The sequence below is a fragment of the Nocardia asteroides genome, from assembly GCA_019930625.1.
GTDB classification, from domain to species: Bacteria; Actinomycetota; Actinomycetes; order Mycobacteriales; family Mycobacteriaceae; genus Nocardia; species Nocardia sputi.
Map to the genome: position 1 here is coordinate 3,426,500 of CP082844.1, position 18,891 is coordinate 3,445,390.

21 protein-coding genes and 1 pseudogene are annotated in these 18,891 nt (G+C 68.7%); 8 read left to right on the forward strand and 14 right to left on the reverse strand.

What is annotated here, in order from left to right; genetic code table 11:
- Positions 1-119 precede the first annotated feature (119 nt).
- The gene (locus tag K8O92_15610) at positions 120-1,442 is read left to right on the forward strand and encodes a DNA photolyase family protein (protein UAK35119.1); all 1,323 of its coding nucleotides are present in this window, start codon (positions 120-122) and stop codon (positions 1,440-1,442) included.
- Positions 1,443-1,455: 13 nt separating this feature from the next.
- Here K8O92_15610 and K8O92_15615 read toward each other — a convergent pair whose 3' ends face one another.
- Positions 1,456-2,055: a hypothetical protein gene (locus K8O92_15615; protein UAK35120.1), complete on the reverse strand. Its 600-nt coding sequence runs from the start codon at positions 2,053-2,055 to the stop codon at positions 1,456-1,458.
- A 673-nt stretch (positions 2,056-2,728) separates the two neighbouring features.
- Between K8O92_15615 and K8O92_15620 the strand changes: the two genes are divergently transcribed.
- The 3 genes from K8O92_15620 (at position 2,729) to K8O92_15630 (ending at position 5,066) form a co-directional block, all read left to right on the forward strand.
- Positions 2,729-3,109: a hypothetical protein gene (locus K8O92_15620; GenBank protein ID UAK35728.1), complete on the forward strand. Its 381-nt coding sequence runs from the start codon at positions 2,729-2,731 to the stop codon at positions 3,107-3,109.
- A gap of 22 nt (positions 3,110-3,131) precedes the next feature.
- The gene (locus tag K8O92_15625) at positions 3,132-3,932 is read left to right on the forward strand and encodes a PIG-L family deacetylase (protein UAK35121.1); all 801 of its coding nucleotides are present in this window, start codon (positions 3,132-3,134) and stop codon (positions 3,930-3,932) included.
- 804 nt (positions 3,933-4,736) lie between these two features.
- Complete coding sequence (locus K8O92_15630) at positions 4,737-5,066, forward strand: hypothetical protein (protein ID UAK36120.1); 330 nt, start codon at positions 4,737-4,739, stop codon at positions 5,064-5,066.
- Positions 5,067-5,722: 656 nt separating this feature from the next.
- On the opposite strand, the gene K8O92_15635 is transcribed toward K8O92_15630, so the two are convergent.
- From K8O92_15635 to K8O92_15645, 3 genes and pseudogenes are all read right to left on the reverse strand, one after another.
- On the reverse strand, positions 5,723-6,757 hold the full coding sequence (locus K8O92_15635; GenBank protein ID UAK35122.1) for a hypothetical protein: 1,035 nt from the start codon (positions 6,755-6,757) through the stop codon (positions 5,723-5,725).
- A gap of 45 nt (positions 6,758-6,802) precedes the next feature.
- Positions 6,803-7,179 (reverse strand): annotated as a pseudogene (locus K8O92_15640) (transposase).
- Positions 7,180-7,419: 240 nt separating this feature from the next.
- A complete protein-coding gene (locus tag K8O92_15645) occupies positions 7,420-8,019 on the reverse strand; it encodes a TetR/AcrR family transcriptional regulator (GenBank protein UAK35123.1) in 600 nt (199 codons plus the stop codon).
- Between the two features lie 63 nt (positions 8,020-8,082).
- Here K8O92_15645 and K8O92_15650 point away from each other — a divergent pair, with 63 nt between their 5' ends.
- Positions 8,083-8,487 (forward strand): hypothetical protein, encoded by a 405-nt coding sequence (locus tag K8O92_15650; GenBank protein UAK35124.1) that lies wholly within the window; start codon positions 8,083-8,085, stop codon positions 8,485-8,487.
- Positions 8,488-8,505: 18 nt separating this feature from the next.
- Here K8O92_15650 and K8O92_15655 read toward each other — a convergent pair whose 3' ends face one another.
- On the reverse strand, positions 8,506-8,916 hold the full coding sequence (locus tag K8O92_15655; protein UAK35729.1) for a hypothetical protein: 411 nt from the start codon (positions 8,914-8,916) through the stop codon (positions 8,506-8,508).
- Positions 8,917-9,383: 467 nt separating this feature from the next.
- Here K8O92_15655 and K8O92_15660 point away from each other — a divergent pair, with 467 nt between their 5' ends.
- Positions 9,384-10,166: an SDR family NAD(P)-dependent oxidoreductase gene (locus K8O92_15660; GenBank protein UAK35125.1), complete on the forward strand. Its 783-nt coding sequence runs from the start codon at positions 9,384-9,386 to the stop codon at positions 10,164-10,166.
- A gap of 18 nt (positions 10,167-10,184) precedes the next feature.
- Positions 10,185-10,667, forward strand: a complete 483-nt coding sequence (locus K8O92_15665; GenBank protein UAK35126.1) for a hypothetical protein — start codon at positions 10,185-10,187, stop codon at positions 10,665-10,667.
- 8 nt (positions 10,668-10,675) lie between these two features.
- Here the strand turns inward: K8O92_15665 and K8O92_15670 are convergent, their stop codons facing one another.
- Entirely contained in the window at positions 10,676-11,065 is a 390-nt protein-coding gene (locus K8O92_15670; GenBank protein ID UAK35127.1) for a lipocalin-like domain-containing protein, read from the reverse strand.
- Positions 11,066-11,094: 29 nt separating this feature from the next.
- Complete coding sequence (locus K8O92_15675) at positions 11,095-11,586, reverse strand: DUF5519 family protein (protein UAK35128.1); 492 nt, start codon at positions 11,584-11,586, stop codon at positions 11,095-11,097.
- Between the two features lie 102 nt (positions 11,587-11,688).
- Here K8O92_15675 and K8O92_15680 point away from each other — a divergent pair, with 102 nt between their 5' ends.
- A complete protein-coding gene (locus K8O92_15680) occupies positions 11,689-12,063 on the forward strand; it encodes a helix-turn-helix transcriptional regulator (GenBank protein ID UAK35129.1) in 375 nt (124 codons plus the stop codon).
- 126 nt (positions 12,064-12,189) lie between these two features.
- Here K8O92_15680 and K8O92_15685 read toward each other — a convergent pair whose 3' ends face one another.
- From K8O92_15685 to K8O92_15715, 7 genes are read right to left on the reverse strand one after another with little or no spacing between them, the layout of a single operon-like run.
- On the reverse strand, positions 12,190-12,933 hold the full coding sequence (locus K8O92_15685) for an alpha/beta fold hydrolase (GenBank protein UAK35730.1): 744 nt from the start codon (positions 12,931-12,933) through the stop codon (positions 12,190-12,192).
- A 20-nt stretch (positions 12,934-12,953) separates the two neighbouring features.
- Positions 12,954-14,216 carry an FAD-dependent oxidoreductase gene (locus K8O92_15690; GenBank protein ID UAK35130.1) on the reverse strand — a complete coding sequence of 421 codons (1,263 nt, stop codon included), beginning with the start codon at positions 14,214-14,216 and terminating at the stop codon, positions 12,954-12,956.
- Positions 14,204-15,184 carry an MBL fold metallo-hydrolase gene (locus K8O92_15695; protein UAK35131.1) on the reverse strand — a complete coding sequence of 327 codons (981 nt, stop codon included), beginning with the start codon at positions 15,182-15,184 and terminating at the stop codon, positions 14,204-14,206. Before K8O92_15695 ends, K8O92_15690 begins: the two co-directional genes overlap by 13 nt.
- The gene (locus K8O92_15700; GenBank protein ID UAK35132.1) at positions 15,142-16,074 is read right to left on the reverse strand and encodes an aromatase/cyclase; all 933 of its coding nucleotides are present in this window, start codon (positions 16,072-16,074) and stop codon (positions 15,142-15,144) included. Before K8O92_15700 ends, K8O92_15695 begins: the two co-directional genes overlap by 43 nt.
- The gene (locus K8O92_15705; protein ID UAK35133.1) at positions 16,071-16,325 is read right to left on the reverse strand and encodes an acyl carrier protein; all 255 of its coding nucleotides are present in this window, start codon (positions 16,323-16,325) and stop codon (positions 16,071-16,073) included. The genes K8O92_15700 and K8O92_15705 overlap by 4 nt, the downstream gene beginning before the upstream one ends.
- 24 nt (positions 16,326-16,349) lie before the next feature.
- Positions 16,350-17,564 carry a ketosynthase chain-length factor gene (locus K8O92_15710; GenBank protein UAK35134.1) on the reverse strand — a complete coding sequence of 405 codons (1,215 nt, stop codon included), beginning with the start codon at positions 17,562-17,564 and terminating at the stop codon, positions 16,350-16,352.
- Positions 17,561-18,829, reverse strand: coding sequence for a beta-ketoacyl-[acyl-carrier-protein] synthase family protein (locus K8O92_15715; GenBank protein ID UAK35135.1), 1,269 nt, complete (start codon positions 18,827-18,829; stop codon positions 17,561-17,563). Before K8O92_15715 ends, K8O92_15710 begins: the two co-directional genes overlap by 4 nt.
- Positions 18,830-18,891 lie beyond the last annotated feature (62 nt).

The window sequence follows — 18,891 nt, forward strand, 5'->3', positions numbered from 1 at the left end:
GGCGGTATGGCTGAGCCGCCCGATGCCGCTCCGGCGCGGCCCTCACGACCGCCGAGCACGACCGCCGTACCGGGAGGCTCGACGATGAACATCCATGCCGCCCGGCGGGAGCGTGTCCGATGACCGTCACGATCGCTCTGTTCACTCGTGACCTCCGGGTGCGGGACAATCCGGTGCTGACCGCGGCCCACCGAGAAGGCGCGGTGGTGCCGCTGTTCGTGCTCGACGACGCCATCCTCTCCGGCGGATTCGCCGCGCCCAACCGTGCCCGGTTCCTGTGCGCGGCCCTCGCCGAGTTGGACGACGAATTGCGCGCCGCCGGCGGCGGTTTGATCCTGCGCCGGGGTGAGGTGGCCGCGGAGGTGGACCGCGTCGTCGCCCAGGTGCACGCCGAAAGCGTGCACGTAGCCGCCGACGTCAGCGGCTACAGCCGTCATCGGGCGCGCGCGCTGCGCGAACGTCTGTCACGCCGAGGCTGTCTGCTGCATTTGCATGCCGCCACCATCACCGCCGCCGATCCGGAGACACTACGGCCCGCCACCGGCCGCGACCACTTCGCGATATTCAGCCCGTATTTCCGGCGCTGGTCCGACGCATCGCAGCGCCGTCCGCTCGGCAAGCCGCGCGACCTCACGGTGCCGCAGGTGTCGAGCCTGCCGCTGCCGGACCCGGGCGAACTGTGCGCGGGCCCGACCTCGCCGCGGCTGGCCGTCGGCGGGGAGACCACGGGCCGCCGGATCATGCGCGACTGGCTTGCCGGACCGATCGAGCACTACGACCGCGACAACGACGACCTCGCCGCCGACGCCACCTCCCGGCTGTCGCCGTATCTGCATTTCGGCTGCGTGTCCCCGGTGGAGCTGGTGCAGCGGGTGGACACGGCCACCGCGGGCGGGCACGCCTTCGCCCGGCAGCTGGCCTGGCGCGACTTCCACCACCAGCTGCTGGCCGCCCGCCCGTCCGCGGCCTGGAGGGACTACCGCGACCGCTCGATCCGCTGGCGGGAGGACCACCAGGCGGTCGAGGCGTGGCGGGAGGGACGCACGGGCCACCCGATCGTGGACGCCGGGATGCGGCAGCTGCGCGCGGAGGGTTGGATGCACAACCGGGCGCGACTGATCACGGCCAGCTTCCTGACCAAGTCGCTGCGCGTGGACTGGCGGGTGGGTGCGGAGCACTTCCTGCGCTGGCTGGTGGACGGCGACTTGGCGAACAACCAGCTCAACTGGCAGTGGGTCGCGGGCACGGGGACCGACACCAGGCCGAACCGGGTGCTCAATCCGTTGCGTCAAGCCGAGCGCTACGACCCCGACGGCGCGTACGTGCGGCGCTGGGTGCCCGAGCTGGCGCACCTGCCCGGTGCGCGCATCCACCGACCGTGGCGCGCGCAGGTCGACCCGGCGGACTATCCGGCGCCGATCATCGATGTGGTGGGAATGTAGCGTCCACCGACCGTCACCGGGGTAGCTCGCCGCGCGGCTGCGCGGCCATCGCCGTCACAGCGTCGGCGACCGACTCGAATGCTCGCACCACGTTCTCCAATTCGTCGCCCACCTCCCGCATCCCGGCCACCGTCGCGAGGTCGTCGGTGTCGAAGTACCACCGTGCGAACAGGCGGCGGAAAGCGTCGTCGGCGTCGTCGGCCAGTCGCGAGATCTCGGCGCGATAGCGCGCGGGCCAGGTGGCATCGGTCGTTGTCGCGAACGATCGAGCCGTGCCCCGCCCGCACTCCTCGACGATGCCGATGACTTCGACGATTTCGTCCGCGAGCGTCGTCACGCCGTGCCGGTGCGCACGCTCGGCCACCGTCCGGAGGTGGACGACGACGCTGTGCAGGGCACTGCCGAGGCGACACCGGTCGGTCGCCGCAGGGCTGTCCAGCGGTGCGCACACGGTGCTGTCTGCCAGTATCGCGAGCCGCGCGTGCACCGCCGCGTGATCGGCGGGGACTCGACCGAGCCTGCCCAGCATCGCCGCGGCCAGCCCCACCGCGCCCGCCGAATGCTGGAAACGGTCGTGCGATTCACTCCAGGCCAACGGTTGCGACGACGACACATGTGCTCCTGACAGCTGCTCGAAACGTGGGCGTGATGCGATGATCCACTCCCGCGGCCCCGACCGGCGTCGCGACACGAATGATTCGAAGAGACAGGTGTCGTGGATCAACCCTTCCCGAGTGCCGTCCTACCGCTGCGCCTCGAGCGCATGAACCATTCGAGCTCCGGCGTTCGCTTCCGAATCCCTCTCGCACGCGCTTGAATTGAGGTGTCGAGGATTTGCCATGTCCCAGGAAAGGGGCCTGTCATGGGCACCGTCGAAATCGCGATCACCATCGGCCGCATCATGGACACCTTGCAGAAGGCGCTGATTCTGCTCATTCTCTGATCACACCGCTGCCGGGCGAGCGGCCGAGGTCGCTCGGCAACCGGGACAAGCGCATCGTTCTGCTGGTCGATCAGTCGCCGTACACCGACCGGTGGAAGTCCCATGCATCGGTGACGAGGTCGCCGGAAGCATCGCCCTGGCGGCGGTCGGCAACGGCGCGGGTGTCGCGAGCGCGGCGCCGGGCCATGACGACCGGGGGCGCAACCCTGTGCCCGAGCAGCGCCACAACGATCCGCAGCCCAGCCCGCATGGATTCTGGTTCTTCAACCAGTGGTCGATTACCTCGCAGGTAATCGACCCGGCGGGTGTCATCGGTCAGGCTCGACACATGGTGACCGACAGCATGCGGCAAACCCGATCTCCACTGGCCGGTGCGTTGCGCGGACTGGCGCTCGGCCGAGTCGTGCTGGGGGCGGCCGCCCTCGTGGGCCCGGCGAGGCTGGCCGAGGCGCTGGGCGTGCGCCCCACACCCGAACTCGATTACATGAGCCGGATATTCGGCGCGCGGGCGATCGCGCTGGGGCTCGGATACCTGACCGCGCCGCCCGAAGAGCTGCCGCGCTGGCAGCGTCTCGCGCTGATGGTGGACTTCCTCGACACCGCGCATGGCGGGATTCGCCTGCTGCGCAGTGACGTCCCGCGTCCGACCGCGGCCGCCCTGGTCGCGTTGACCGGCGGCTACCTGCTCGTCGGCGCTACCCGGCTGGCCGAGGACCTGCTGTGAGCGCATTTGGCAGACTGGGGCGATGGCGACCGTTGTAGCATTCCACGCGCACCCGGACGACGAGACGCTGCTGACCGGCGGCACGCTGGCCAAACTGTCGGCCGCCGGGCACCGGACCGTGATCGTCGTGGCCACCGACGGTCACATGGCCGATCTGGACGGCCGGAAACCGTTGCGGCTCAGCGAGTTGGAGTCCAGCGCCGCCGCTCTCGGCGTGCACCGGGTGGTGCACCTGGGCTACGCCGACAGCGGGCACGGCGCTGTGTTGTACGCGGACCCGCCGGACCGGAGGCGATTCGTCCGCGCCGATCCCGAGGAGGCGGCGCAACGGTTGGCGGCCATCCTCCGCGCGGAGAACGCCGAAATCCTGCTCAGCTACGACAGCAACGGCGGGTACGGCCACCGCGACCATGTTCGCGTGCACGAGGTCGGCAAGCGCGCGGCCGAACTCGCCGGTGTTTCGCGTGTCCTCGACGCCACCCTGCCGCGCGAAAGTTACGCGCGCCTGATCCATGTGCTGCGGTTGTCGCGAATTCCCCTGCCCGACGACCCATCCGCCCTCGTTTCGCGGTACAGTCCGCGCTCGGCGATCACCCACCGCATCGACGTCGCCGCCCATGCCGCCCAGCGCAAGACCGCTCTGGCCGCCCACCGCTCGATCATCGAGGGCTCCAGCCGCTTCGCCACCATCGCGAAGACGCTCTCGGGCCTACCCACACCGGTCCTCGCCCGAGTGCTGCGCTGGGAATGGTTCGCCGAAGAGGGAGCTGCCTCCACCTCCGCCACGCCTCTCGACGACATATTCCGGCCCGCGCCTCGCTGATCGGCAGGGGCTATCGCACGGGAGTCGGCTACCGGAGTTCTTCATCCCCTCCGGCGGGCCGGCCGACTGCACCGGATTCTCTTCTCCGCCGGAGGGGACGGTAGTTCTTGCTTTCCGGGCAGTTCACCTACCCGGCCAACCAGACTCTTCATCTCCAACGACAGCGACTATATACCGGCCTTCACAGGATGTCTACATTCTGGAGTGTAGTTTTCGGCTATCGGACGCTGAGGTCACGGTCTGTGGGGGCTCTGCGATTGATCGCCGAACCGATCGAGATCGCCGCCGACGAGGAAGGTATCTACACCGACGCCGACCGGAAGGTGGGGAGTGGGTACACGACCACCCCTCCGAGATCCTCACCCTCCGCCAGGAGATCACCGCACAGATACTCGACGTCGACATGGTGCGCGAACGTGTGACTCTGCCGCTCGAGGCGCTGCGAGAAGATCCGCCAGGTCGGGTCGGTACTCGATGACCCTGCCGCAAACTACGGGCGCGAAAGTCACTACTGTGTAACGAATTTTGGACATCCGACCGATAGCCGACTCGGGTGCGGTGAGCGCGCTCATCTCGAGTTGGAGGTCAACTATGTCGCAGTGGAGGAGAAGTCCGCGCACCGTTCGGCAGTCGGTCCTGCTGGCCGCAGTCGCCGGGACGGTGGCGCTTGCTCCGGCCGCGCTTGTCATACCGGCATTCGCAACCCCTGATCGAACCCCGGTTACTACCGCACCCGTCACCACCGCGCCCGTGACGACGCTGCCGCCGGTGACGACCGCGCCACCGGTCACAACAGTGCCCTCCGTGACCACCGCTCCTCCGGTGACGACCACACCGCCGGTCACCACTGTTCCGCCGGTAACGACCGAACCGCCCGTAACGACCCCCTCATTTCCGAAACCTGCTGAGCCGGAAGACCCTTACGGCCCCGACGGCTTCGACTTCTGGGGCTACGACCGGTGGGGTTATGACCGGTGGGGTTATGACCGGTGGGGTTATGACCGGTGGGGCTACGACGCACAAGGCTACACCTCGCAGGGCTGCGCCCGCTCCGCCGAGGACCGACCCGACGCCGACCGGCTGGCCTGCGAACTGCGCAGGGCTCGACCGTCCACCGGCAGCGCGGGCCACTGAACCCCGCACACTCCTGCTGAACACCTCCCACATCGACTCGTAGCGCGCAAACCGCGCCGCAGGTCGATGTGCGTGGCCGGACACCGGTGCACAGGGCGGGGTCGGCGACGTCGTTCATGGTGTCCCGGTGCATGAAAGTGGCGCTCGAGTCGGAGAATTGACAAAGCCAGTTAGGGAGCCACGCACCGCGCCGCGTCAGGCGCACGGCCGAATCGATTGCGGGCTGCGGATCCACGCGGCCGGCAGTAACCAACCCTCACCAACGCGCGCACGCCGCTTCTCGAGCACAGAGGTCGGTTGGCCGACAGAGAGACCGACCGGCCCGACCCCCTGCGACCAGTCTCGATATCCCCGGCGGTTTGGACTCGGCGCCTGGTAGGACTTTGTTAGGTGGGTTGGGATGTGTTGTGGTTGACCGGTGTCGGGTGTGGAGATGGACGTGGTGCGTCCGGTGATCGAGGAGTTCGCGGCGGAGATGTTCGCTGGTTTCGCGCGTCGGGATCAGCGGGCCAAGGGGCAGTTGTAGCTACGGGGCTGTCCAGTCGCCCTGCTGCCGACGCCCTCATCCGCGTGGTCGACGCGCAAGGCAGGGTTGCTGGTCGTCGGCTTCGCCCGAACCCAATGTCGAAGTCGGCGACATTTCGACTCAGTGGGTGTTATTTCTTGACGGACAGCACCGCCAATTGCCGAGTGTCCGGATGCAGCCGGTGCGAATGCAGATCGAGATCAGCGTGGAAATGGATTACTTCCTTGTCGAGCACGGTCAGACCGGCCGCACCGAGCCAATCGAGCGCTGCGGCCTCCTCGGTCCACGAGATGTGGTGCCCCGGTATGGGGTCGGCCACCTCAATGGGCAGCGAGAAGAGGAAATAGGTGCCCGACCAAGCGCTGTCGACATATCGGTGCAGTGTCTCGGTCGGCTGCAGAGCGTGTTCGATCGAATCCTGGAACAGGTACGCCGGGTAACCGGCGGGCAGTTCATCGCGGTTCATGTCGTGCTCGATCAGCTTGATCGTACTACTCCAGTCCGGGCGCCAGTGCTCAAGCACCAACTCCGCGAACTCCAAACTTGTCGACTCGAATTCGCACAGCGCCATCTCGACCCGCCGGGTGGACAGATAGTGCCGGACGTAGCGCTGTGGCGTGCCGAAACCGATGTCGCACACCGCCTCCGGCGCGATGGTCTCCAGATATCCGAGCACGATCTCCTGCCGTCGATCATGCCAATTGCCGGCGAGCTGATTGTGGAGATGCATCGCCATACGCAACGAAGTGGAAGAGTACGACTCGTTCGAGTAGTTCATGATGGAGAGGTCGTAGAACATCCATGCATCGATGATCTCCTGCGGTGGGATGGATAGTCTGCGCTGCAGATACTCCAGCTCGGCACGACAGGCCGGTACCGCGAGCAGCGAATCGATCAACTTCGCCACCTGTTCTCTATATTCCATACTGCTATTGCTCTCGTTCGATCGGAGTCGACGCGGCGAAAACCGATCGCCCCGACCAGTCTTTTTCGGCACGCCTGGCCCGCACGGCTCCACCGCACTCAGCCGCCCTGCGCCTTGAGACGGCTTGTGATCGCCCTCACGATCGCCAGCTTCCCATGATGTGTCAACTACATAATTCCCAGGTGTGAAAAATCCGTGATCCAGCGCGTGCGGGCAGGTTGCCGGATAGATTACCGACACCGTCAATGCGATTCGACGACCACGAAAGCGCCTAGTAGGACTTTGTTAGGTGTGTAATCGTGTTGGGGTGGGGATGGGTTGGTGGCGGGTGTGGCAGTGGCCGGTCCAGGATCGGCCTTCGAAGTGGTCCAGGCCGAGTCCGTCTTTGAGTTCGCGGTAGTCGTGTTCGATGCGCCAGCGATCTTGGCCAGCCGCACCAGGTCCCGTAGCGGAATCGTGGGTGGGAGGGTGGCCAGCCGGTAGTCGGTGGGTTCGGGCGCACCGGTCGGCCATTCGGCCGGCAGCCAGCATTCGGGCAGGCTGCCGTCGGGTGCTCGGGTGATGTTGCGGTTGGCCGGACGCACTCGCAGCGCGAGGAACCGGGATCGCATCACCGCCCCGGGATTGGATGCGGTCTTGCGGCTGCCGCGGCGCTAGGTCACGAACCGTCCGCCCGAGCGGCCGGTGGTGGTGATCTTTGTCTTGGCGGTGACGGGTTTGTCGGGGTTCCTTCGGGAAACCGGTGTCATCGACCACGAGGGCGTCCGGATCGATCAACCGCGCCGCCTACCCGGCCAACCGGGCCCTCACCTCGGTGTGATCCCAGGTCGAGGTGGTCACGAACTGCTGGAGCTGGTGGGTGGATTGCGCAGAACGGACACCCACTCGCACAAGTGGGTGGCTCAGCTGGAGGGCTCGGACAGCAGTACGGTCGCCGTCGCTTCGGCGACCGTGCGAGTGAGATCCGGCAACCCGGCGCGGTCGCCGTCCAGGATCAGTAGCCAGGCGAAGACAGGGCCGAGCAGAAGTGCGTGCACGGTCGTGAGATCGGGCTGTGCCGCCAATTCGCCGCGGGCGACCGCGCGGCCGAGCACCTCGGTCACCGCCTGGCGTTCGCGTTCGAGAAAGGTCTCGGCGAAGCGGGCGCTGAGTGCGGGGTCGGCGTAGATGTCGGCGAGCAGGCCCGCGAGCACGTCGTTCGGCGCCCGGCCGAGCTGTGCGGCGATGGTCTCGGTCAGCGCGGCCAGGTCCGTGCGGAGGGTTCCGGTATCGGGAGGTGCCTGTTCCCGCATGTCGTGCACCGTGGCGGCGAAGATCATCTCTTGCTTCGTGGCGTAGCGGCGGTAGATCGCGGCCTTGCCGATCCCCGCTTTCATCGCCACGGCGTCGACGGTGAGTCCGGCGTAGCCGCGCTCGGCCAGTAGGTCGCGTGTGGCGCGCACGATGGCGAGATCGACGTCACTGTCGCGCGGACGCCCGACGCCTTGTTTCGGTTTCGGCACGCGCCTACTATACGGAACTGTCAGTATCGGAACTGTCGGTTCCGTAATCGAAGGGTGGATTTCATGATCAAGTGGGCCGGTCGCCTCCTCGTGTTCCTCGGAGTCGGGCACACGCTCGGCAGCTTGCTGCTGGTGGCTCCCGATCACGCGGACTCGTGGTTCAGCGCGAAGCTGTGGCGGCCCGAGGAAGGAATCAGCGAGATGAGCCCCGTGATGGCGTCGTTCTGGCTGACCACCGGCAGCTTCGGCGTGCCGTTGATCGTGGTCGGGCTGATCGTGCTGTGGCTGGATCGGCGGGGCATGGTGCCGCCGCCCTTCGTCGCGTGGACGCTCGGCATCTGGGCCGTGGTCGCCGCCGTCATCCTGGAACCGGCTCCCTGGGTGCTCGCCTGGATCGCGGTGGGGCTGCTGGCGTTGGGCGCTCGGCGTGCGCCTGCGCCGGAGTTCAGCGGTACGGGTGCACGGTGACGGCACCGGGGTCGCTCGTCATCGTTGAGACGGGACTGGCTCACCTGTGGTCGGCGTATCCGCGGGCTCGCGGGGCAGCACCACTGTGAAGATCGACCCGCGTCCCGGTTCGCTGTCCACCGATGCCCGGCCGTCGTGGGCGGTGACCAGGGTCTGGACGATGGACAGGCCGAGTCCGGCCCCGCCGCTGGCGCGGGTGCGCGGGGCGTCGGTGCGGTAGAAGCGTTCGAACACGCGGGCGGTGTCCGAGGGTGACAGGCCGGGACCGGCGTCGATCACCTCGACTGAGATCGGTGTTCGGATCAGTCGTGGACGACGCGCCGTGACCTGGTGAGCAATGCGCCGTCGACGCGGACGAGCACGTCGTGCACGACGCAGCTCGGCGCGATCTCCGGCTTGCTGTTCGGGCGGATCTTGACCACCAGGCAGTAGGCGGTGGACACGATGGCCCCGTCCTGGCGTGGTTGCAGGTTGATCATGTTGAACCAATGCCTGCGCTGCATCGGGTCGGATTCGAAGCGCTTGTGGAACTCGACCAGGTCGGTGATGATGCCCGCCCTGGTGCGGGCGGGAGGGATGCCCGGCGTGTGCTCGAATTCCGCGTCTTCGGTGAAGGTCGCGGCGTAGCCGGGGATGTCGCGGTTGTCCAGCCGCTGCATCTGCTCGGCGTAGAACTGCTGGACCTCGGCGTACAACTCGGTGCGGCTTGCGACGGTGGTCATGGTTGCTCCTGTCGTTGCGGCGGGCCTGGGCCGCACGCCAGGGTGGTCCACGCCGCTAGAGCCTCGGTCGAGTCGCGGTCGGCGTCCTGCGGTTGACCGGATCTATAGGACGCGGGTCGACCCTGGTGGTCGAACAGCCCGGAGAGTTCGGAAAAGTCGACCGATGGAGGAGTCATGGCGGAAAATCGGCGCGTCGCGCTGGTCACCGGAGCGACCAGCGGCATGGGCCTGGAGATCACCAAAAACCTGGCGGCCCAGGGCATCGCGGTGTTCCTCTGCGCTCGCGACCAGCAGCGGGTGACGGACACGGTGAAGAGCCTGCAAGACGAGGGGCACGAGGTGGACGGCACCGTCTGCGACGTCGCCGACGCCGCGCAGGTCCGCGAGTACGTCGACGCGGGTGTGCGGCGCTACGGGCCGATCGACATCCTGGTCAACAACGCCGGCCGCAGCGGCGGCGGCGTCACCGCGCAGGTGCCCGACGAACTGTGGTTCGACGTGATCAACACCAACCTCAACAGCGTGTTCCTGATGACGAAGGCGGTGCTCAACGCGGGCGGCATGCTCGAGCGCGGCAGCGGCCGGATCGTCAACATCGCCTCCACCGGCGGCAAGCAGGGCGTGGTGCACGGCGCTCCGTACTCCGCGTCCAAGCACGGAGTGGTCGGTTTCACCAAGGCGCTCGGCCTCGAGCTGGCCAAGACGGGGATCACCGTGAACGCGGTGTGTCCCGGATTCGTGGAGACGCCGATGGCCGAGCGAGTACGGGAGGTGTATTCCGGGCTGTGGGGTGTGGACACCGACGAGGTGCACGCCAGGGTCAGCGCGCGGGTGCCGATCGGCCGCTATGTGCAACCGTTCGAGGTGGCGGCGATGGTCGACTACCTGATCGGTCCCGGCGCGGGCGCCGTCACCGCGCAGGCGTTGAACGTCTGTGGCGGCCTGGGCAACTACTGAGCGCGAGGAGTGACGGCAATGACCGCAGTAGAAGAAAACGCCGCCGCCGGGCATGAGGACTACCTCCGGGTGCTGGAGGCGATCCAGACCGGCGCGTTGCAGCTGCTCGCGGGTTTCCCGCAGCAGCCGAGCGCACTGCGCTTCCAGGTGGGGGAGGTGACCGTCGAGGCCGAGTGGCAGGCGTCCGCTGCCCCGGCGGCCGCCCCGATCGCGGCGGCGGCGGCGGTGCAAGCCGTCGCCGCTGCGGAGACTCCGGCGCTGGGTGCGGTCGTGCGCGCACCGAGCGTCGGCGTGTTCTACCGGTGCCCCGAACCTGGCGCCGACCCGTTCGTGGAAGTCGGCGACCGGGTGAGCGCCGGGCAGCAGATCGCCATCGTGGAGGCGATGAAGTTGATGATCCCGGTGACGGCCCAGGCCGGCGGCGTGATCACCGGGATACTCAAGGAAGACAACGAGCCGGTCCAATTCGACGAGCCGTTGTTCTCCTATTCGCCGGAGTGACAGGGTGTTCAGGCGGGCGGGTGGCTGCGACGCCAGGTGAGTATCCGGCGTTGTTCCCGCCCGCCGACCTGTGCGGCACCGATCAGCGTCAGCACGTCCGCGTTCAGCGACATCTGCCGCACCTGCTCGGTCTGCGCCCACGCCGGGTTGGAGCACACGCTGATCGCGTGCACCACCTCTGTGCCGGATCGCCGCCAGGTGCCCGCGTAGCCCATGAACGGCGTGGCTCCCGCGGCTGCGTCCGTGCGCATCATGCTCACCGACATGTAACCGTGTGCGCCGTAGATCAGCAGGCCGCGCGGCGCGGCGCCGAGCGGCCCCTCGCTGGTGACGCCGTGTTCGTCGATGTCGTAGTAGGACAGCAGTTCCCAGGTGCCCACAAGATCGGTCGCGTTCATGGCACCGACGATGACGGCTGCCGCTCTAATCACGCTGTAGCCGGTCGGCCGGCGAAGCGGTGACTGATCCGCACCAGCTGCCAGACGATCTCCAGCTCCTCTTGATCGCGCGGCCCGTAGACCATCACCAGCGTCTCGGGCAGGTACCCCTGCCGAGCCATCGGATGCGGCTCCGCCCAGCCCTGCCGGACCGCCTGCGCCACCACATCTTTCGGCAGCGACATGTGCAGGCTGCCGTCGCCGTGCCCGTGCAGATGGGCGAATTCGGTGCCCGCGAGGTAGGCCTCGTCGGGGCCCTGGGCGATCGTCGGCCGCAGGTGCACCGCGCGGGTATCGGGCAGGGACACTCCGCTGCGGCCGAGCAGGACGCCGTCGAGCGTGGTCATCCGCGACCAGAGTCGCTCTTGCAGTTCCGGTGGGGCGATCTGGTCGAGTTGCTGGTGCGGATTGTGCGCCCGGGTGCGCGGCCGCTCGCCGGAGCGGCGCGGCAGATCCAGGCGCTCGTCCACTGTTGTCGTCATGGCTGTGTCCCTTCGGATTTCGCGTGCTCGCGACACCTGGATACACAGTACTTTCCAAAGTATAGTAGTAACCAAGGGGAAAGTGACTTACCGGAGGGACGTATGACAACCGCGCCGGAAACGCCCGTCGACCCCTGTCCGATCACGCCGGTCATCGACCTGGTGTTCGGCCGCTGGTCCACCCAGGTGCTGTGGGTCCTCACCCACGACGGCAGGCTGCGCTTCACCGAACTGCAACACCGGATCCCCGGCCTGACCCCCAAGGTCCTCACCCAGCGCCTGCGGCAGCTCGAACGCGACGGCCTGGTCGCGCGCACCTACCATCCCGAGGTCCCACCGCGCGTCGAGTACGAGGCGACCCCGCTGGCGAAGACGCTGACCCCGGTGTTCGGCAGCATCGTGGCCTGGTCCTCCGAACACCTCGGCGAGGTCCTCGCGGCACGCGCCGCCTATGACGCGGGTGCGACCGCGGGCTGATCCCGGACCAGCGCGGGCGAACACGAGGCTGAGGCAGGCGCCGCGTCCGCGGACGTGAGGGGACGCCGAGCGCAGGTGCGCTCGGCGTCCCTCGTGAGCCGCGCCCCTCGCGCGGCAACCGACGAGCTACGGTGCTGCCGCTGGGCGAGCGGAAAGCGCGAGCAGGCACTGCGCCAATTCGCGCGGCATCGTGATCATGCAGTCGTGCCCGGTGGGGAGCACGTGCAGGCGCTCGGCGGGCAGATCGGCGGGCGGCAGGGTCCGCGGCATGGCCGCGCGCATCGCTTTGAAGTCCTCGCCGCCTTCGTCGCAGTGCACGTGCGTTACCGGAATAGCCGCCAGCGCTCGCGGATTCGTCAACCTCATCGGTTGCTGGAAGGTCTTCAGCGATTGTGGTGTCTGCATGGACGCCAGCCAGCTGAGGTCGGGTTCCTCCGTGACGCCGTACAGTCCGCCGTCGCCGCTCGGTTCGGTTTGCGGCGGCACCCGCCAGCCGTCGCCGGTGGCGGCCGCCGCGGCGGCGAAGGCGTCGACCATGCCCGGCATGATGTCGGCCACCGCTTCGCCGTCGCGGGGCACGAAGGTATCGAGGTAGACCAGTTCGGCGATGCGGTCGGGCACGGCGTCGGCCACGGCGGTGACGACGATGCCCGCGTAGCTGTGACCCACCAGGACGATGTCGGTGAGGTCCTCGGCGGTGATCAGGTCGATCAGGTCCTGGACGTGGGTGTCGAGGCCGACGTCCGCGGTGAGCAGGTGGGCGCGGTCGCCGAGACCGACCAGCGAGGGGGTCAGGACGCGGTGGCGCGCGTCTTCCAGCAGCGGCATCACCCGCTGCCAGACCCATCCGCCGTGGAAGGCGCCGTGGATGAGCAGGTAGGTCGACACGATCAGTTCTCCCTGAGTTTCGTCAGTGCCGTGATGTTCTCGGTCGAGTCGGGCACCGGCGGCACCGGCTCGGGACGGATGCCGAGGCCGATCACCCGGGCGATCAGCCGGGGCAGGCGCGGGAAACGGCGGAGCAGCCGGACCAGCAGCGGTCTGTCGGTCCCGGGTCGCCCGACGCTGGGGTAGAGGTCGGCCAGCAGGTGCAGTTGCGCGAATTGCACCACGCGCATGGGGAATTCGCGGCGGCGCTGGATGGTGCGCAGCTGCGCCGTGGTCGGGATCACGCCTGCGGTGAGGATCGGCGCCAGGAGCCGGGCGGTCGCGATGGCATCCTGCACCGCCAGATTGATCCCGACCCCGCCCGCCGGGGACATCGCGTGCGCCGCGTCCCCGATCGCCACCAGCCCCGGCCGGTACCAGCGGCGCAGCCGGTCCACTCGGACATCGAGCGGCTTCACGTCGTCCCAGTCCAGGATCTCCGCCTCCAGATGCGGTGCGAGCGCGGGATAGATGGCGGCCAGATCCGCGCGGAAGCGGGCCGGCCCCGCCTCGCGGATCGTCGCGAAGCCCCCCTTCGGGATCATGTACGCGACCTGGAGATAGTCTCCGCGGTCGATACAGACGATGAAGAATCCGTGCCCGCTGCGCACGGTGGGCAGCCGTTCGCCTTCCGGCTTGCCTACCCGGAACCAGAGCACGTCCATCGGCGCCGCGCTGGCGGCGACCTCGAGCAGCCCCGATCGGCGCACGATCGAATGCCGTCCGTCGGCGGCGATCACCAGGTCGGCGCTGATCTCCAGCGGGCCATCGGCCGTCTCGGCGCGTGCGCCGACCACCGTGCCGCCGCGCTGGACCAGCTCGGTGACCTCCGCTCGCTGCACCAGCCGGAAGCCGGGGTAGCGGCGGCCCGCCTCGGCGAGGAAGTTGAGCACGTCCCACTGCGGCATGAACGCCACGAACGGAAAGGGCCCGGGCAGAGCGCTGAAGTCGGCGAACACCACCGGGCCGGTCGCGGTCGCCATCGGCAGCTGGGGCAATTCCACGTGCGGCAGCGCGAGGAACTCCTCGGCCAGGCCGAGTTCGTTCATGGCGAGCAGCGTCGAGGTGTGCACGGTGTCGCCCCGGAAATCCCGCAGGAAGTCCGGATGCTTCTCCAGCACGAGCACTTCCACGCCGGAGCGTGCCAGCAGCAGGCCCGTCATCAGTCCGGCCGGGCCGCCGCCGATCACGCAGACCTGTACCGATTCGGTTCTCACGCCAGGCATACCGGCACCTGCCCGCCGTTGTAGACCACCATCTCCTCGAAGATCGCCGGCACGTCCAGCGCCTCGCCGAGCAGGCCGCCGGTGAGTTCCGCGTCCGCGCGATAGAGGTTGCCGACCAACCGTTCCTGATCCAGCAGATCGGCGAACTCGCCGTGGTCGGCCTCCAGCGCGATCGCCAGCGGTGTCAGTCCGAGCGCGCGTCCCTCCGCGGCGAGGTCCTGCACCCAGCGCAGATACCGCAGCGTCTGGTCGAAGATCTCCGGCCCGGTGACCGGGCCGTGCCCGGCGACGACCGTCTCGGCGCCCAGCGCGGCCAGCCGCCGGACCGTGGTGATCGAACCGCTGATCGATCCCATCAGGCAGAACGGCGCCGCGCCCGCCATCACCAGGTCACCGGCGAACAGCACGCGCTCCTCGGGCAGCCACGCCACCACGTCGTTGGTGGTGTGCGCGGCCGTCCCGAAGTGGAGGAGCTCCACCCGGCGCAGGCCCTGGTGCAGCGTCAGGTGGTAGCTGAACGTGATGCTCGGCGGAGTGACCCGCACGTCTCCCCACTCGACCTGCGGCCACAGCTCGGTCAGCGCCAGCCCGGTCTCGATCATCTCGGGCCGGATCCGGTCGTGGCCGACGACGACGGCCGTCGGCCCGAACAGGTGGTTGCCGAAGTTGTGGTCGCCGTGGTGATGGGTGTTCACGATGGTGCGGGCCGGGCCGGTACCGAGCCCGTCGACGAACTCGACGAGGGCGCGGCCGCGTCCCTCGGTCGCCAGCGTGTCGATCACCACCGCGCCGTCCGGCCCGGTGAGCACACCGGCGTTGCTGACACACCAGCCGCCGCGGGTGTGGGTGTAGGCGTAGACACCGTCGGCGATCTCGTGCACGTGCGGTGTCACGGCGGCCTCGGCGGCGGTCATGTCGGCGGCGGTCATGTCGAGGACTTCGTCGTCGCGGCGTAGCGCTGTGCGCACCGCAGCGTGTTGCGGCTGTTGCTCGACAGCGCCTCGGTCAGGTAGGCGCGGGCGTCGGCCAGATCGGTGTCCGAGCCGAGTACCTCGCGCGCGGCCACGGGGTCGATCGCGACTGTGTGCCGCGCGGTCACCACCGCGCCGTCCGGCCCGTCGGCGAACTCCCACGCGCCGCTGTGGCCGAACAGTATCGTGGGCGGCACCAGCTGCTTGTAGTCGATCCGCTCACCGGGGAAACACACCCGGATCGACTCGGTGGTGTGCGCGATCCCGCCCGCGGTCACCGTGTCCATCGCCATCAGCTGCACGCCCTCGGAGTCCTCGGTGAGGTCGACGCGGCCCACGTGCGGCACGTGCTCGGGCCAGCGTTCGCTGTGGTAGACGAAGTCGTAGACCTCGGAGGCCGAGCAGTCCAGCGTCACCGTGTCGGCGAAGGTGTGGATCACCTCTTCGACGGGGTGGCCGAGCTCGGCGATGCGGGCCAGCGCCGCCAGTTCGACCTCGCTGTTGCGGTCCACCGACGCGGCGACCCGCTCCGGATCGGCGCCTTCCATCACCGTGAAGTGGTGATCCAGCGTCACTTTCGTCGTGCCGGGACCGATCTCGCGGAACGACCAGCCGCCGCCCATCGACGCGATCGGCGCCTGGCTGCGCTCCTGCTCGAAGACGATGCGGCGCTGTCCGGCGTCCAGTACCCGCCGCGACGTCCAGTTCTTCACCACCCCGCCGACGGTCGCCCACAGGCGGAAGCGCTCCTCGTCCGGCCCGCGGTGCAGGTGGCGCACCAGCACGCTCGGCTCGAAGATCACCGGCCACCTGGTCACGTCGGCGATCAGGTCGTAGACGACCTCGGGCGCGGCTTGCACCACCTTGGTGTGGCTCATCACGCTCATGCCGCGCCCCGCAATTCGGTGTTGACGATGTCGACCAGCTCTTGCGGCGTCTTGACCTCGATGAGCTGTTCTTCCGGGATGGTCACGCCGAAGTCGCGCTGGATGCGCGCCGCGGTCTCGATGAGCGCGAGCGAGTCGTAGCCCAGTTCCTCGAACTCCACGGCGGCGATGTCGCCGGCGAGTTCGGCGAGGTCCTCGCCGCCCGCGCAGTCCACGAGAATCCGGCGCAATTCGGTGATGGTCATGGTCATGATCGGCTCCTGGGGAAGTGGTACTCAATCGGATACGGCGCGCACGACGACCGCGGAGTTGAACCCCCAGCGCCCACGAGCCAGGACGAGCGCGCCGCCGACGGTGGCGGTGCGCGCGGCGCCGAGGACCAGGTCGATCCGGTAGTCCTCGGCGAGGGTGGTGGTGCCCGCGGTCGGCGGGATCACCGAGTCGCGCATCGCCAGCAGCGCGGTCACGATGTCGAGCGGACCCGCGCCGGAGAACAGGCGTCCGGTCAGCGGTTTCGACGCGGTGACCGGAACGCCGCCCGGCCCGAACACCGCCTCGATGGCGGCGGCCTCGTCGCGGTCGCGGTCGGGGATGCCGGAGGCGTCGGCGAACACCACATCGATGTCATCGGGCGTCATCCCCGCGTCGGCCAGCGCGAGTTCGGCGGCGCGGCGCAGGCCCGACGGGCGACCCGAATCGGGCGGTGGATCGAATGTCGAGGCATACCCGGCGATTTCGCCGTGCACCTTGGGCACGCCACGGGCCCGCGCGGCGGCGGCGTCCTCGACGACCAGCATCGCGCCGCCCTCACCGGGCACGTATCCGGCGGCGGCGGCGTCGAACGGCAGATAGGCGCGCTCGGGGTCGGTCGCGGCGCTCACCGCGCCGCTGGACAGATGCGCCGCCCAGCCCCACGGGTCCAGCGCCGAGTCGACGCCGCCGGTGACCACCAGCGGCGTTCCGCGCCGCACGGTGCGCCGCGCGTGGCCGACCGCGTCCAGCCCGCCGGCCTGCTCGGCGACCAAAGCGCTGCTCGGCCCGCGCATGCCGTGCCGGATGGAGATCTGGCCGGTGTTGACCGCGTAGAACCACGCGAAGGACTCGTACACGCTGACGTGCTCGGAGCCCAGAGACCACAGCTTCTTGAACTCCCGGTGGGTGAATTCGAAACCACCGGAGGCGTTTCCGGTCACCACGCCCATCTCGTAGTCGGTCATCGTGGTGGTGTCGACCTTCGCGTCGTCCAGCGCCCACTGCGCGGCGACCAGCGCCATCCGGGTCGAGATGTCCGTCTGCGGCAGCAGCCGGCTCGGCAGGTGCTCACCGGCGTCGAAATCGGCCAACTGGCCGGCCAGACGCGCCGCCGAGCGACTGGTGTCGAACCGGGTGAGCGGCGCGATTCCGCCGCGCCCGGCCAGCACGGCATCCCAGAAACGCTCCACGCCCATACCGTTCGGCGCGAGCACTCCCATTCCGGTCACCAGGATCATGCCGCCACCGCCTCCGCCTTGCGCAGCACCATCGCGCTCTGGAAGCCGCCGAACCCGCTGCCCACGGTGAGCACGGTGTCCATCCGCTGCTCGCGGGCGACCAGCGGCACGTAGTCCAGATCGCATTCGGGGTCGGGTTCGTGCAGGTTCGCCGTCGGCGGCACCACCTGGTGCTCCAGCGCCAGCAGCGAGGCGGCGATCTCGACCGAGCCGATCGCGCCGAGCGAGTGCCCGACCATCGACTTGATCGAGCTCATCGGCGTGGCGTAGGCGTGCGTGCCGAGACTGCGCTTCACCGCGGCGGTTTCGTGCCGGTCGTTCTGCCTGGTGCCGGAGCCGTGGGCGTTGATGTAGTCCACGGCGGTCGGGTCGATCCTGGATTCGTCGAGCGCGACCCGGATGGCCTCGGCCATCTCGCGGCCGTCCGCCTTGAGTCCGGTCATGTGGTAGGCGTTGCACCGGGTGGCGTACCCGGTGATCTCGGCGTAGATGTGCGCACCCCGCTTGCGTGCGCTCTCGTACTCCTCGAGCACGAACATCGCGGCGCCCTCGGCGAGGACGAACCCGTTGCGGGAGTTGTCGAACGGCCGCGAGGCCACCTCCGCCTCGTCGTTACGTGGTGTGGTCGCCTTGATCGCGTCGAAGCAGGCCACGACGATCGGTGTGATCGGTGTGTCCGACGCGCCGGACACCATGACGTCGGCCGAGCCCTCCCGAATCAGCTGCACCGCGTGCCCGACCGAGTCCAGCCCCGAGGTACACCCGTTGGAGACCATCGCCACGGGCCCCTCCGCACCCACGCTCCAGGCCACTTCGGCGGGCATCACGCTGGGGATCATGTAGTCGAACATGTGCGGGGAGAGGTAGCTCTCGTCGACCAGCCAGTTCTTGCCGGAGTCCGACAGCACCAGGTATTCGCGCTCGAGACTGGTGGCCGCGGCGACCGCGCTACCGAGGCTCACGCCGAGCCGGTGCGGATCGACCGCCGCGAGGTCGAGCCCGCTGTCGGCCACCGCCTCCCGCGCGCAGACCACGGCGAACTGCACCGCCCGGTCCATTCGCCGAATCTCCCTGGGCGACAAACCTTCCCGCGCCGGGTCGAAGTCGGCCTCGCCGGCCACCTGGGACCGGTACGGGGAGGCGTCGAAGAACGAGATACGGCGCGTCGCGGTACGGCCTTCCGAAAGCAGCTTCCAGAACTCGTCCTTGCCCGACCCGCCGGGCGCGCGGACCCCGAGCCCGGTGACGACGACGCGGCGGCTCATCGCGCACCACCGGATGCGTTCAGATTCATGGCGATTCTCCCTTCGATGGTGCGATCGAGCAT

Bases quoted from the DNA above. Each gene is read 5' to 3' on its own strand.
- K8O92_15620 (UAK35728.1), top strand. From the start codon at position 2,729: ATGCGGCAAACCCGATCTCCACTGGCCGGTGCGTTGCGCGGACTGGCG.
- K8O92_15705 (UAK35133.1), bottom strand. From the start codon at position 16,325: ATGACCATGACCATCACCGAATTGCGCCGGATTCTCGTGGACTGCGCG.
- K8O92_15700 (UAK35132.1), bottom strand. From the start codon at position 16,074: ATGAGCGTGATGAGCCACACCAAGGTGGTGCAAGCCGCGCCCGAGGTC.
- K8O92_15670 (UAK35127.1), bottom strand. From the start codon at position 11,065: ATGAACGCGACCGATCTTGTGGGCACCTGGGAACTGCTGTCCTACTAC.
- K8O92_15675 (UAK35128.1), bottom strand. From the start codon at position 11,586: ATGACGACAACAGTGGACGAGCGCCTGGATCTGCCGCGCCGCTCCGGC.
- K8O92_15680 (UAK35129.1), top strand. From the start codon at position 11,689: ATGACAACCGCGCCGGAAACGCCCGTCGACCCCTGTCCGATCACGCCG.
- K8O92_15610 (UAK35119.1), top strand. From the start codon at position 120: ATGACCGTCACGATCGCTCTGTTCACTCGTGACCTCCGGGTGCGGGAC.
- K8O92_15710 (UAK35134.1), bottom strand. From the start codon at position 17,564: ATGATCCTGGTGACCGGAATGGGAGTGCTCGCGCCGAACGGTATGGGC.
- K8O92_15715 (UAK35135.1), bottom strand. From the start codon at position 18,829: ATGAGCCGCCGCGTCGTCGTCACCGGGCTCGGGGTCCGCGCGCCCGGC.
- K8O92_15665 (UAK35126.1), top strand. From the start codon at position 10,185: ATGACCGCAGTAGAAGAAAACGCCGCCGCCGGGCATGAGGACTACCTC.
- K8O92_15660 (UAK35125.1), top strand. From the start codon at position 9,384: ATGGCGGAAAATCGGCGCGTCGCGCTGGTCACCGGAGCGACCAGCGGC.
- K8O92_15650 (UAK35124.1), top strand. From the start codon at position 8,083: ATGATCAAGTGGGCCGGTCGCCTCCTCGTGTTCCTCGGAGTCGGGCAC.
- K8O92_15625 (UAK35121.1), top strand. From the start codon at position 3,132: ATGGCGACCGTTGTAGCATTCCACGCGCACCCGGACGACGAGACGCTG.
- K8O92_15690 (UAK35130.1), bottom strand. From the start codon at position 14,216: ATGCCTGGCGTGAGAACCGAATCGGTACAGGTCTGCGTGATCGGCGGC.